Source organism: Nocardia sp. NPDC052112, assembly GCF_040680135.1.
Taxonomy (GTDB): domain Bacteria; phylum Actinomycetota; class Actinomycetes; order Mycobacteriales; family Mycobacteriaceae; genus Nocardia.
In genome coordinates, this window is the sequence record NZ_JBFAWD010000027.1 from 66,180 (window position 1) to 79,191 (window position 13,012).

Genomic DNA, 13,012 nt, shown 5'->3' on the forward strand with positions numbered 1-13,012 from the left:
TTGTGGTTTGCTGCCATGTTTCCGCGTGGTCATTTGTGTAGTCGCGCGCGGTGGGTGGTGGGGGTGCGTGCGTTTCGGCGATTGTGTGTGGTTTGCTGCCATGTTTCCGCGTGGTCATTTGTGTAGTCGCGCGCGGTGGGTGGTGGGGGTGCGTGCGTTTCGGCGATTGTGTGTGGTTTGCCGCCATGGTTTCCGCGTGGTCATTTGTGTAGTCGCGCGCCCTGGGTGGTGAGGGCGGTGCGGACGCGGTCGAGGATTACGTGGGGGCGGTGGTGGAGGAGGGCGGCATTGAGGCGGACTACGCGCCAGCCGAGGGCTTCGATGCGGGCTATGCGGTCGATGTCCTTGGTGCGCTGGGTGGGGTCGGTCCAGTGGTGGGCGCCGTCGTATTCGACGGCTACTCGCCATTTTCGCCAACCGAGGTCGACGCGCGCGACGAATTCGCCGTAGTGATCGCGGATCACCAATTGTGTTTCGGGGCGCGGTAAGCCGTCGTCTATGAGGAGTAGGCGGGTATGCGTCTCGGGTGGGGATTCCGCGCCCGGGTCTACGAAGGTGAGCGTTGTGCGCAAGCGGTTGAGGAAGCGTGCGCCCGGATGTCTCGACGCGAAGGCAGCTACCTCACTCGGTTCGAGTCCGGTGGCCGCGCACAGCGCGTCCAGAATCGGCACCGCCCTGTCCCGCGGCAGGCGACGGCCGAGGTCGAATGCTGTGCGCGCCGGTGTTGTGACCGTGAACCCGTCGACGTCGCAGCATTCGCTCGGCTCGATAACCGAGCGGACGGCACGAATCCCGGAAGGCGGGCGACAGTGTCCGCTCCTTGCGATCTCCGCGGATCGATCTCCATCGAGCCATTTGGTGTGATGCATCGCGGCCGCGGAGCAACCGATCAGCACACCATCACCCTTCGCCCAATGCGCCGCGGCGCGGGCCCGCCCTCTAGCGTCGAGCGACCCCCCTTTCCGCATATAGACATCCGGAAACACCCGCACAAAGTTGTGGCGCAACTCCCAGCGCGTAACCAACCCCGCCGCCACCGCCCACGACCCCACGAACACCTCATCCAATACCCCCATCCCCCCACTATCCCCACCCCCACCGACAACCCGGGGTGGAACCTCTGCGAGCCTGGTGTAGATCAAGATCAGGTGGCACTGGCGGCGGGGCTTCTCGGGCGATGCCGCCATAGATTCCACGTGATCACCTGTCCAGTCCGGACGTGGGGATGGGGGGATCGATTTAGACTGGCGGCGCGAAGTTGTTGGGGTGGTATGGAGTTTCGAGGGAGGGGGGGCGTGTCGGAAGTCGCGGGTTATGTAGTTGTCGTTTTCGTGCTCGGGGTTGTCGGTTTGGTGGCGTTGCCGTTCATTCTGTGGCAGAACAGTGTGCTCGCGAAGCTCGAGGCTGGGCTGGCCGGCGTTGTCGAAGAGGCTCGGCTCGGTGCCGAGCGCAGCCGGTATCGTGCCGGCGGTGCGCTGATCGTCGCGGGTTTGTGGAGGGTCGCGATTGGCGTAACCGCATTGACAGCGCTCATCGTGTTGTTCTTCGCCCTCGATATAGGGAACGAGATTCCGGTCTTCGGCTGGGTGGTGTTCCTCGCACTCGGGCTGCTGATCGCGATTGTCAGCCTGTACGCGCTATATGTCGTGCTCGCCGCGACAGGCAACCGGATCCACCTTTTCGACGGCGGGTTCGTACATCTGCATCCGACCAAGAACGCCCGCGTGTTCCGCTGGGAAGACGTCGAGCTCCATGGCGAAATCAGTCGGCACGTCAAGAGCTATGGCGCTCGACTCGACCGGTCGATCCGGCTCGACCCCGCCATCAGGGTGCGCAACCTCGATGGCGCGGAACTGAAGGTTACCGAGGACTCGATTACCCAAGGCGCCGAGCTGATTTCAAAGATCCAGCACAATGTGACCCAGGTACGCCTGCCGAACATGATGCACGATATCGCCGAAGGTCGTCGTCTCGAGTTCGGGTCAGTCGTCGTCGACCGGCACGGTGTGACCGCCGAGGATAAAACGGTGCGTTGGCCCGACGTATCCGGCTTCGTGTACGTCTCCCTCCTCAGTCTCGGCAGCATATCGCTGGCCCACTCGGGTACCGAGGAACTGGACGTGGGGTTCGACGACGACATCCCCAACCTGGCGCTTCTGGTGGCGCTGGTAGAAACGCTACGAAGCGACGCTACGCGCACCGGTTGAACTCGCCGTCAGTGGATGACATTGCCCTGCACACATTTTCGCGCGCGAGCGGATTTGCTCGGTGAAAAGGTGCGTGGCGTGTGAGACAATGCGCGGGACCAGCAGGTGGGGCGCTCGGCGGAGGTTGCTTCGGGGTTTGGGCGGGTAAGTGTGCACTCCGGGGTGGATGCGTGTTGTGAAGGTGTCCCACTCGGTTGGGGTGAAGATCAGGCTGGGGCAGGGGTTCTTGGAGTCGCGGACTTCGACATGGCCGGCGTCGAGGCAGAGGACTTCGACATAGGCGTTGGCTGGTGGCGTTCGGGTTGGTTTTGCTGCGGTGGGTCCTGTTGTTCTGCACCGACTTTTCGGGGGTGCTGGACTCGGACGGTTTGGCGTTCTGTGGTTTTGCCGGTGCAGTGCTGGGCGCGTCGGGTGGCGTACCCGGCTTACCTTCCGCAGTCGGGTGGGCAGGCATGCGGCTTCCAGCTCGCTCGACTGGCTGTGGTTGCGTTCTTCAGGGGTTGAGTTGGTTGAACTCGCCGGTGTGCATGCCGGTGGTGTCGTTCAGTGTGGCGCAAGGATTATGTGCGTCGGTCGAACTTGCCGTCGTGCACGTCAGTGGTGAAGGTGTGCCACTCGGTTGAGGTGAAGATCAGTGCGGGGCCGGTGGGGTTCTTGGAGTCGCGGACTCCGACATGACCGGCTTCGAGCCAGGCGACTTCGACGCACTCACCGGCCGAACCACTGCGCGACGACTTGAACCATTCGGCGCCGGCCAGGTTTATGGTCACGGGTCGTATCTCCTTGCTACCTGCCGGAGCAGGTCCCTCGAGGCTTGCTCGTCCAGTGTGGCGCAACGGATGTCGTTGTCGATCTCGCGGTAGCGGTCCACGTCGGCTTGGTCCTCGAAGAACATGGTTCCGATTGTGTGTTCGGTGTAGACGACCGGAGGCTCCGTCCCGAAACTTCGACTGTCTATCGGGAAATCGAGAATGATGTACGGCAAGACCGGAGTCGCATTGCCCGGAAGTCCAGCCGCGAAAGGCAATATCCGCATGGTGATATTCGGTCGGGTGCTCATATCGGCCATATGCCTCAGTTGGGCGGCCATGATCTCGCGCGAGCCGATAACGGTATGTAGAACGCATTCATGCAGGATGAAGTCAGCAACTATCGGGTTATGTTGCCGAGTCAGAATCGCAGTTCGCCGCAATCGCACCTCTACTCGGCGCTCGAGATCTGCTGGTGTGTCACCCGGTAGAAATGGTCGCTCGATGGCGCGGGCATAGTCGATCGACTGAAGCAGTCCGGGAACGATCACCGGTTGGTAGACGGTCAGCCGTGATGCGCCGGATTCGAGCCCAAGGTATGTGCCATACCCAGACCGCATCAAATGGCGATACCCCTGCCACCAAGACTTCGTCGCGGTCTCTTGCGCAAGGGATTTCAGCTCCTCGATCCGTTGCTCGCTTAGGCCGTAAACGCGCCCGAACCCCTCGACGTCGCGCATCTTGACCTTGTCGTTGTGCCCCTTCTCGACCCTGATCACCGAGGTCTTCCCCATCTCCATCTCGCGCGCCGCTTGCTCGAGCGTGAAGCCGGCACCCTCGCGGGCCTCTCGCAGCGCGCGGCCGAGTTGGCGACGCGGCAGCGTCGAGTCCGGTTGATCCTCCCTCACCATGGCTCCCCTTTACCCCTGTTCGGTCCGAAACGGTCCAGGGCGCAGTCCGATTCGGACTTATCCCGGATGTTGACCGGTCCGAATTCTGGGAGTACCGCCAACTTTGATTGGACTGTCCGCATCGGACCTACTGACGCCGTGTGCGAGGCGCAACATAACCACATGGCCGAGCAACACGGAAGCCTCAACGTGGCCGACGCGCGGATCTTACGGGCGCTGAGCTGCGGTGGGATGCTTACAGAACAGCAGATCAAGATGACGGCGGGCCTCGCGGGTTGGCGGACCCGCCAAGCCCTGGCAAATCTCACCGGCCGCGCCCTCGTTGTGACCACCCTAGGGAGGCGGGGACGCTACCAGATCACACAGTTGGGCCGAAACACCCTGGCTACGAAGGCGATCGACTTCGGGCAGTTGGAGGTGTGAGGGAATTGCGCATCGAGAGTGCGAACCGTGATGTCGAAACCGTCTGTCTCCCAACGATATCGGCGGCTCGAACGGATGCGGACGAATGACCCGACAACAGATACTCGTTACCGCGCCGCCGCTGTGCGACGCCGTGGATATGACGCTGGCGCACGGGCTGTGGCAACGGCATCGTGCGTGTCGTATCAATCGGTGCGTGTGGAAGGCGGCGGCGTATCAGACGCTCGTGCTCGCCGGGCGGTTGGTTCCGCAGTCGATGAGTCCGCGTGAGCGTGCCGCCGCGCGAGGTATCGATTACCCGGCGGCACTCGAGATCGACGCACTGTCGCACAGCGGCCATACACCGGCCACGTTGCGTGAGGTGCTGGACAGGCTCGAGTCGCTGGCATGCGAACCGTACGACTCGCGAGTCCGATAGGGGTGGCGGGGACGGGCGAGCATCGCACCGAGGTGGACGGCTGGTCGGCCGAGTGGCGGGTAGACCGGCACCGCATTCGGATCACGCTGGTATGCGGCGGGGCCGAGGAACCCTTGGCTTCGTTCCCGGTGGCTTCGGCCCCGGACCTGGTGCAGATGCGAGAGCGATTTCCCAAGCTCGCGCGGTTATGGGATGCAATCCGGCACGAGTACTGGGCGGAATTCACTCCGCCCCTGCGGAATTCACGAGGGCGGTTCGTGCAATGAGCGACAAAAGGCGGCTTCGGCCGGTGCCGACCGAGTCTGCGGTGGTGTCGCCTGCGCCTGCGGTGGTGTGTCCCGAGCCCACGGCGGTGCTGCCCGAGCTCACAGCGGTGCCGACCGAGCCCACGGCGATTCGGATTCGACAACTCACCGCGCGCGCCGGACGTGCGGGATATCGGCTCGAGCGCGCCACCAGGGTGCCCTTCGACTGGATGCTGCTCGACGCCGAAGATGGCACGAATATCTATTCGTCCACGGACCTCGAGCAGATCGAGCGGTGGCTCGACGAATGAGGTGTGGGTGTGGTTCTGCCACGGGGGATCCGCGCCGGAGACGGGCATCCGGTATGTGACGTAGTTCACTGAGTCGGGTCGCATCGCAACACAGACCGTCTGAGACCGATACACAGCTGTCGCGTCTGCGCCCTTTGGGCGGAGGCGTAACTGTGCTTTGCTGCAGGCCTATAAGATGGGTTCGGCCCCGGTGCTACCTCCTCTCGAAGGGGCGTGGGGGCAGGTCCTAGCTCGACTCGAGAGGTGATTGCACTCGAATGGATACTGCCCGTCGATCCGTCCGTGGGAGCCGTCGCCGCAGGTCGGGCAGCCCGCTGTTCGCCCAACTGCTCACGGCCGCGGTGGAGTCCGCGGCCACTTCGGTCGCCATCCGCTTCAACCCGACCGGAGATCCGGCGGATCAGCGTGAACTCACCTATCGCGAACTCGATGCCAAGTCTTCCCGGGTCGCGCGCGAGCTGATCGATCGCGGGATCGGCGCGGGCGACTGCGTCGCGATGGGTATCACCCGTTCGGTCGAATCGATCATCGCGCTGTGGGCGATCGCGAAGACGGGTGCGGCCTATGTTCCGGTCGACCCCAACTATCCGGCGGACCGGATCCAGCACATCGTGACCGATTCGGGTGCGACACACGGCCTGACCACCTCGGCGCATCGCGCCAAGCTGGGCACCTCGGCCTATTGGATCGAACTGGATGATCCGGTGGTTGCCGAGCGCATCGCCGTCCGGCCCGATCACCCGGTCTCCTATGCCGATCGGGTGCGCATGGTCGAGGAAAACCATCCGGCCTACGTCATCTACACCTCGGGTTCCACCGGCAAGCCGAAGGGCGTCGCGGTCACCCACACCGGGCTGGCCGGGCTGGCGGCGATCGGCGAGCATTATCTGATCGACGCGGATTCCTGCGTCTCCCATCTCAGCTCGCCCAGTTTCGACTTCTCGATGATGGAGACGCTGTTCACCTTCTCGGTGGGCGCGACGCTGGTCATCGCGCCGCCGACGGTATTCGGCGGCGTCGAACTCGCGGATCTGCTTCGCCGCGAGCAGGTCACCCATCTGCTGATCACTCCGGGTGCGCTGGAATCGCTCGATACCGTCGATCTCGATGATCTGCAGGTCGTGGTGGCGGGCGGGGACCGGCTCCCGGAGGAGTTGGTGGCGCGCTGGGCCCGTAGCGGCCGATCGGTATTCAATGCGTACGGGCCGAGCGAGGCGACCGTCATGGTGACCAGCACCGAGGACCTGCGGACCGATGAGCACGTCACCATCGGCTCGGCCATCGCGGGCGTCGGTGCCTTCATTCTCGACGCGCGGTTGCGTCCGGTACCCGTCGGAGTCGTCGGCGAGCTCTATGTCTCGGGTGCGGTGCTCGCACAGGGCTATCTCGGTCGACCGGACCTGACCGCGGAACGCTTCGTGGCCAGCCCGTTCGGCGCGGATGCCGACAGCCCGGGTGCGCGCCTGTACCGCACCGGAGATCTGGTGCGGCGCACCGAAAACGGCGCGCTGGAGTATTTGGGCCGGTCCGATTTCCAGGTCAAGATCCGCGGTCTGCGCATCGAGCTCGGCGAGATCGATAACGCGCTCACCACCCATCCGGATGTCGAATTCGCGGCCACGCTGGGTAGGACCCTGCCCTCGGGGACAACCGCCCTGGTCGCGTATGTGCTGCCGCGTGCCGGCGCCACCCTGGACACCGGTCAGCTCGCGGCGCATATCGGAGAATCGTTGCCGGACTATATGATTCCGGCCGCCATCATGGTGTTGGACGAGATTCCGCTGACCCCGGTCGGCAAGCTGGACCGGGCGGCACTGCCCGAACCGGTCTTCGCCGCACGCCGGTTCCGCGCGCCGGCGACACCGGTCCAGGAGATCGTGGCCGATGTCTTCGCTGCGCTGCTGCTCGGTAGTGGGACGGACGTGCGCGTCGGCGGCGACGACGACTTCTTCGCACTCGGCGGCAACTCGCTGCTGGCCACCCAGGCGGCCGCGCGCATCGGTTTCGCGCTCGACATCCGGGTGCCGGTGCAGCTGATCTTCGAGGCCTCGACGGTATCGGTACTGGCCGAACGGGTCGAACAGCACGCCGGTTCGGCCGTCGGCCGGCCGCTCACCGCCCAGATCCGTCCCGATCGGATTCCGCTGTCGTACGCACAGCAGCGGATGTGGTTCCTGAACCGCTTCGATCCGGACAGCGCGGTCAACAATATTCCGCTCGCGGTACGGCTGTTCGGACGACTGGATGTCGACGCACTGCGCGCGGCGGCGCGCGATCTGATCGAGCGGCACGAGTTGCTGCGCACCATCTATCCGGATATCGATGGTGAGGGCTTCCAGGTCGTCCTGCCGGTAACCGATGCGCGCGCGGTGCCGGAACTGCCGGTGACCGCCGCTGCGACACCGGAACTTTTCGAACTGATCAGTGCCGAGATGCTGGCCGGATTCGATGTGACTGCCGCACCGCCGTTGCGCCTGCGGCTGTTCCAGCTCGGCGAATCCGAATACGTGCTGGTGTGCGTGGTGCACCACATCGCGGGGGACGGTTTCTCGCTCGGTCCGCTGGCCCGCGATCTGATGGCCGCCTACTCCGATCGCATGCGCGGCGGACGACCCGAATGGCCGCCGCTCGCGGTGCAGTACGCCGACTACACCATCTGGCAGCGCGAAACCCTCGGCAGCGAATACGACCCGGAATCGGTCTTCGCGCAGCAGATGGAATTCTGGCGCAACGAATTGGCCGCGCTGCCGGAACAATTGGATCTGCCCGCGGATCGGCCACGGCCCGCGGCCGCATCCAACACCGGTGCGGTCGTCACCTTCGATATCGATGCCGAGACCCACGCGCGACTCGACCGGCTTGCGCACGAGCACAATTCGACGCTGTTCATGGTCGTGCACGCGGCGCTCGCGGTGTTGCTCGCCCGGCTTTCGGGCACCCGCGATATCGCGATCGGCACCCCGGTGGCCGGTCGTGGTGAGGCGGCGCTGGACGATCTGATCGGCATGTTCGTCAACACCCTGGTGCTGCGGACCGAGATCGATCCCGCCATGACCTTCGACGATCTGCTGCGTGTGGTGCGCAAGGTCGATATCGCGGCTTTCGGACACGCCGACGTGCCGTTCGAGCGGCTGGTCGAGCTGCTCGATCCGGTGCGCTCGGCCGCGCGGCATCCGCTGTTCCAGGTGATGCTGGTCTTCCAGAATCTGGCGCGCACCGAACTGGAGCTGCCGGGCCTGACGGTCTCCGCCGTGGATCACGCGCTGCCGATGGCCAGATTCGACCTGCAGCTCGAGATCGCGGAAAAAATCGCGACGCAAGGCATGTCGGCGACCTTCACCTACGCCACCGACCTGTTCGACGCCGCCACCGTGCAGGACTTCGCCGATCGCTTCCAGCGGGTGCTTTCCGCGGTGGCGGCCGATTCCGATGCGGTACTGGGCGATATCTATCTACTCGCCCCCGGCGAGCGCGATCTGGTACTGCACGAATGGAATTCGACCGGGGCGATGGTGCCCGATGTGACGCTGGTCGACCTGATCCAGGCACAGGCGCGCCGTCGTCCGAATGCGATCGCGATCCGATTCGGTGATACCGCACTGAGTTTCGGCGAACTGCAGCTGCGCGCGAACCGGGTGGCGCGCGCGCTGATAGCGCGCGGCGCGGGGCCGGAAGCACTGGTCGCCGTTGCCGTCGGGCGGTCCGAGCAGCTGCCCGTCGCACTGCTCGGTGTGCTCATCGCCGGTGCCGGATATCTGCCGATCGACACCAGCTACCCGGCCCAGCGACTCGAGTTCATGCTCACCGACGCACAGCCGACCTGTGTGTTGACTACGTTCGATCTGCTCGGCGATATTCCGGCGTCGGATATTCCGGTGGTGCTGCTGGACGAGACCGCGGGCTTCGGCGAATCGCCGATCACCGATATCGAGCGCACGTCCCGGCTGCGCCCGGACAACCTGGCCTACGTCATCTACACCTCGGGCTCCACGGGTGTCCCGAAGGGCGTCGGCGTCGCGCACCGCAATGTGGTGGAGCTGTTCGCCAACACCCAGTTGATGTTCGAATTCGACGATACCGATGTGTGGACGCTGTTCCACTCCTTCGCCTTCGACTTCTCGGTGTGGGAACTGTGGTGTGCGCTCGCCAATGGCGGCACCGTGGTCGTCGTCGACTACCTGACCTCCCGTTCACCGGAACAGTTCCGCGACTTGCTGATTCGCGAACAGGTCACGGTGTTGAACCAGACGCCATCGGCGTTCTATCAGCTCGCCGAGGCCGATCGCGCCTCACATGCCGGTGATCAGGGCAAATTCGCGCTGCGCTATGTGGTCTTCGGCGGTGAGGCACTGGATCTGCGTCAGTTGCGGCGCTGGTACGAGCGGCACGCCTTCGACGCGCCGTGGCTGGTCAATATGTACGGCATCACCGAAACCACGGTGCACGTATCGTTCCTGGCCCTGGATGAGCAGCTCGCCGAGAATCCGGCCAGCGCCATCGGTCGGGCATTGCCCGGTCTGGAGAGCTATGTGCTCGACGACCGGCTGCATCCCGCTCCGGTCGGCGTCGCGGGCGAAATATATGTCAGCGGTGCGCAGTTGTCCCGCGGCTACCTGGGGCAGCCCGGACTGGCCGCGACCCGTTTCGTGGCGAATCCGTTCGGGGCACCCGGATCTCGCATGTACCGCACCGGCGACCTCGGCCGCTGGGCCGGTTTCGCCGGCCATGCGAATCTCGAATACGTCGGGCGCAGCGACCAGCAGGTGCAGTTGCGCGGTTTCCGCATCGAACTCGGTGAAATCGAATCCGCGCTGCTGCGCTGTGACGGTGTGAGTCGAGCCGTCGTGCTGGTGCGCTCCGATGAGCACGCCGGTGACCGTCTGGTCGGATACGTGGTGGCCGAAACGGATTCGCCGGTACATGGCGCTGACCTGCGCACCACGATCGGCGAATTCCTCACCGGCTATATGGTTCCGGACGCGATCGTGATACTGGACGCGCTGCCGCTCACCCCGAACGGCAAACTGGACCGAAAGGCGCTGCCCGCACCGGAATTCGTCGGCAGCGCCGCCTACCGCGCCCCGCAGACCCCCATCGAGCAGGCGGTCGCCGAGGTATTCGCGGGACTGCTCGGCGTCCGCGATGTCGGCCTGGACGACGATTTCTTCGGCCTCGGCGGTAACTCGCTGCTGGCCACCAGGGCGGTCAGCCGGATCAATGAGGCGTTGGACGCCAATGTCTCGGTGCGCGAACTGTTCGAGGCCTCGACCGTTTCGGCGCTGGCCGCGCGGATCGTCCCCGGATCATCGACCGGAACCCGAGTGCCGCTGGCGGTGGCGGCGCGCCCGGATCGGGTGCCGCTGTCGCTGGCGCAGCAGCGCATGTGGGTGCTCAATCAGTTCGACACCCGCTCGGCGGCCTACAACATCCCGCTCGGCATCGGCCTCACCGGTGCACTGGATGTGCAGGCACTGCGCGATGCGATCGCCGATGTGCTCGAGCGGCACGAGGCGCTGCGCACCCGCTACCCGTCGACGGGGCCGGGCGGGCAGGCGTACCAGGAGATACTGCCGGTCGCCGAGGCCTGGCCGGGTGGCCTCGCGGTCGAGTCGAACGCCGATCCCATCGTCCGCATCACCGAGCTGATGTCGACCGGATTCGATGTGACCCGGGAGGTTCCGGTACGCGGCGTACTGCTGCGCGGCGATAGTCCGGACCGTCATCTGCTCGCCATGGTGGTACATCACATCTCGACCGACGGTGCCTCGATGGCCCCGCTGGCTCGTGACATGATGCTCGCCTACGCCGCGCGCTGTGCCGGCGATATCCCGACCTGGACGCCGCTCGAGGTGCAGTACGCCGACTTCGCGATCTGGCAGCGCGAGGTCATCGGCAGCGATGACGACGAGAACTCGGTCGCCGCACAGCAATTGGCCTATTGGCGCGATCAACTGGCGGGACACGCCGGCGCGCTCGAGCTGCCGCTGGACCGGCCGCGCCCGGTGGTGCCGTCCATGCGCGGCGCATCGACCGCCTGCACGCTCTCGCCCGAGGTGCACGCCGGACTGATTCGCATTGCCCGGGAACATAATTCGTCGCTGTTCATGGTCGTGCACGCGGTGCTCGCGGTGCTGTTGGCGCGCCTGTCCGGCAGTTCCGATATCACGATCGGCACGCCCATCGCGGGCCGTGGTGAACGCGCGCTCGACGATCTGGTCGGCATGTTCGTCAATACCCTGGCACTGCGTACCACGATCGAATCGGGGACCACCTTCGACGCGCTCGTCGAACATGTTCGCGAGACCGACCTTTCGGCCTTCGGCAATGCCGATATCCCGTTCGAGCGGGTGGTCGAGGCAGTGCTGCCGAACCGTGCGACCGCACAGAACCCGCTGTTCCAAGTGGTGCTGTCGTTCGACAATCTCGAACAGCCGAAGCTGGAGCTGCCCGGTCTGACGGTGACGGCACTGGATACCGGTGCGGTCGCGGCGAAGTTCGATCTGCAGCTTACCGTCGAGCCACGGCACGGCGCGGACGGCGCAGCCGGCGAGCTCGTGGCGGTATTCAATTACGCCACAGATCTTTTCGACCAAACTACGGTGCAGGCATTCGGCCGCAGGCTGACCAGGATCTGTTCCGCCGTTGTCGCGGACCCGCAGGTCAGCGTGGGCGATATCGATATCCTCGATGCCGCCGAACGCGATCGCGCACTGGCCGCGCCGGAGAGTGCGCCGGTGCCGACCGCCGATGGCGTGCCGGTCACCAGCGGTGCGGCGCTGACCCAGGCGCTGGCCGCCGCGGTGGAGGACGATCCGGACGGGCCCGCGGTGGTCCTCGGCGAGAACGTGATCTCCTTCCAGGATCTGGACGCGCGGTCCTCGCGACTGGCACGGGTGCTGATCGGGCGCGGCTGCGGTCCGCGTACCGGTGTCGCGATCCGGCTGGATCGCGGTGTGGACGCGGTGGTCGCCACCTGGGCGGTGCTCAAGGCCGGTGCCGCACTGACCCCGGTTACCGCCGTCGACGCACCGCTGCCGATTGGTCTGGAGGTCAAGGTCGGACTGACCAACGGCGCGCGGCCCTATCGAGCCTGGGGGACGCCAGCCGGCGGGGACGGCATCGACTGGCTGGCGCTCGACGATCCGGACGTGCTCGCCGAGATCGCCGCCGAATCGCCGCGCCCGGTGACCTACGCCAACCGGACCCAGGCACTGCGCGGCGAGGATCCGGCCTTCGTCGCCGCGGTTGCGTTGTCCTACAACGATATTTCCATCGCGACGAAGCGATTGCGGGCGCGCGCCGAACTCACCTTCGAGTCCCGGCTGTTCCGGCACGGCCGCGCGGATTCGGCGGCGGCGCTGCTGGAAGTGGTCGCGGCCGGCGAGAACGGCGCGTCGGTAGTGGTGAGCGCCGGTGACCTGGATAACGTAACGCTTTCGGCACTGTTGGCCGACGAATGGGTGACACACCTGTTCATCGACCGGGCCGGTCTCGGCCCGGTCGAGGTGACGGGGCTGGAGGACCTGCACGCCGTGGTGCTCGATGATGGTGCGCCCGCGCCGGAATTCGGGTCCGTCCCGGTTGTCGTCGACCTCGGTGCGCTGTTGGGCGTTCCGGACGCGGGTTGATCTTCCCGCCGGGAGATCGGCCGGCCCGTGCTCGCATGGGCCGCTACCGGTGTCGACCGGTCCGCGTGGTGACGACGAGCAAGGGGAGGAAGTTCGTATGGTTGGGGTGCCGGGATACCG

9 protein-coding genes are annotated in these 13,012 nt (G+C 65.4%); 5 read left to right on the forward strand and 4 right to left on the reverse strand.

Features of this window, described 5'->3' with window-relative positions; all coding sequences use genetic code 11:
• Positions 1-200: 200 nt before the first annotated feature.
• Positions 201-1,076, reverse strand: a complete 876-nt coding sequence (locus AB0L58_RS35930; RefSeq protein ID WP_364394353.1) for a DUF559 domain-containing protein — start codon at positions 1,074-1,076, stop codon at positions 201-203.
• Between the two features lie 309 nt (positions 1,077-1,385).
• On the opposite strand from AB0L58_RS35930, the gene AB0L58_RS35935 reads away from it, so the two are divergent.
• Positions 1,386-2,207, forward strand: coding sequence for a DUF6585 family protein (locus tag AB0L58_RS35935; RefSeq protein ID WP_364394355.1), 822 nt, complete (start codon positions 1,386-1,388; stop codon positions 2,205-2,207).
• Here the strand turns inward: AB0L58_RS35935 and AB0L58_RS35940 are convergent.
• The 3 genes from AB0L58_RS35940 to AB0L58_RS35950 all read right to left on the reverse strand — a co-directional run bounded on the left by AB0L58_RS35940 (position 2,178) and on the right by AB0L58_RS35950 (position 3,867).
• Positions 2,178-2,672 carry a DUF397 domain-containing protein gene (locus AB0L58_RS35940; protein WP_364394389.1) on the reverse strand — a complete coding sequence of 165 codons (495 nt, stop codon included), beginning with the start codon at positions 2,670-2,672 and terminating at the stop codon, positions 2,178-2,180. The genes AB0L58_RS35935 and AB0L58_RS35940 overlap by 30 nt on opposite strands.
• A 95-nt stretch (positions 2,673-2,767) precedes the next feature.
• Positions 2,768-2,977 carry a DUF397 domain-containing protein gene (locus AB0L58_RS35945; RefSeq protein ID WP_364394358.1) on the reverse strand — a complete coding sequence of 70 codons (210 nt, stop codon included), beginning with the start codon at positions 2,975-2,977 and terminating at the stop codon, positions 2,768-2,770.
• Positions 2,974-3,867, reverse strand: a complete 894-nt coding sequence (locus tag AB0L58_RS35950) for a helix-turn-helix transcriptional regulator (RefSeq protein WP_364394360.1) — start codon at positions 3,865-3,867, stop codon at positions 2,974-2,976. The genes AB0L58_RS35945 and AB0L58_RS35950 overlap by 4 nt, the downstream gene beginning before the upstream one ends.
• 231 nt (positions 3,868-4,098) lie before the next feature.
• Here AB0L58_RS35950 and AB0L58_RS35955 point away from each other — a divergent pair, with 231 nt between their 5' ends.
• From AB0L58_RS35955 to AB0L58_RS35970, 4 genes are all read left to right on the forward strand, one after another.
• Positions 4,099-4,290 carry a hypothetical protein gene (locus AB0L58_RS35955; protein WP_364394362.1) on the forward strand — a complete coding sequence of 64 codons (192 nt, stop codon included), beginning with the start codon at positions 4,099-4,101 and terminating at the stop codon, positions 4,288-4,290.
• A gap of 85 nt (positions 4,291-4,375) precedes the next feature.
• Complete coding sequence (locus AB0L58_RS35960) at positions 4,376-4,708, forward strand: hypothetical protein (protein WP_364394364.1); 333 nt, start codon at positions 4,376-4,378, stop codon at positions 4,706-4,708.
• Between the two features lie 262 nt (positions 4,709-4,970).
• On the forward strand, positions 4,971-5,264 hold the full coding sequence (locus AB0L58_RS35965; protein ID WP_364394366.1) for a hypothetical protein: 294 nt from the start codon (positions 4,971-4,973) through the stop codon (positions 5,262-5,264).
• A 257-nt stretch (positions 5,265-5,521) separates the two neighbouring features.
• Positions 5,522-12,892 (forward strand): amino acid adenylation domain-containing protein, encoded by a 7,371-nt coding sequence (locus tag AB0L58_RS35970; RefSeq protein ID WP_364394368.1) that lies wholly within the window; start codon positions 5,522-5,524, stop codon positions 12,890-12,892.
• Positions 12,893-13,012 lie beyond the last annotated feature (120 nt).

Excerpts from the sequence above, each read along its gene's own strand:
- AB0L58_RS35930 (WP_364394353.1), bottom strand. The coding sequence starts at position 1,076 with ATGGGGGTATTGGATGAGGTGTTCGTGGGGTCGTGGGCGGTGGCGGCG.
- AB0L58_RS35950 (WP_364394360.1), bottom strand. The coding sequence starts at position 3,867 with ATGGTGAGGGAGGATCAACCGGACTCGACGCTGCCGCGTCGCCAACTC.
- AB0L58_RS35955 (WP_364394362.1), top strand. The coding sequence starts at position 4,099 with ATGCTTACAGAACAGCAGATCAAGATGACGGCGGGCCTCGCGGGTTGG.
- AB0L58_RS35960 (WP_364394364.1), top strand. The coding sequence starts at position 4,376 with ATGACCCGACAACAGATACTCGTTACCGCGCCGCCGCTGTGCGACGCC.
- AB0L58_RS35965 (WP_364394366.1), top strand. The coding sequence starts at position 4,971 with ATGAGCGACAAAAGGCGGCTTCGGCCGGTGCCGACCGAGTCTGCGGTG.
- AB0L58_RS35970 (WP_364394368.1), top strand. The coding sequence starts at position 5,522 with ATGGATACTGCCCGTCGATCCGTCCGTGGGAGCCGTCGCCGCAGGTCG.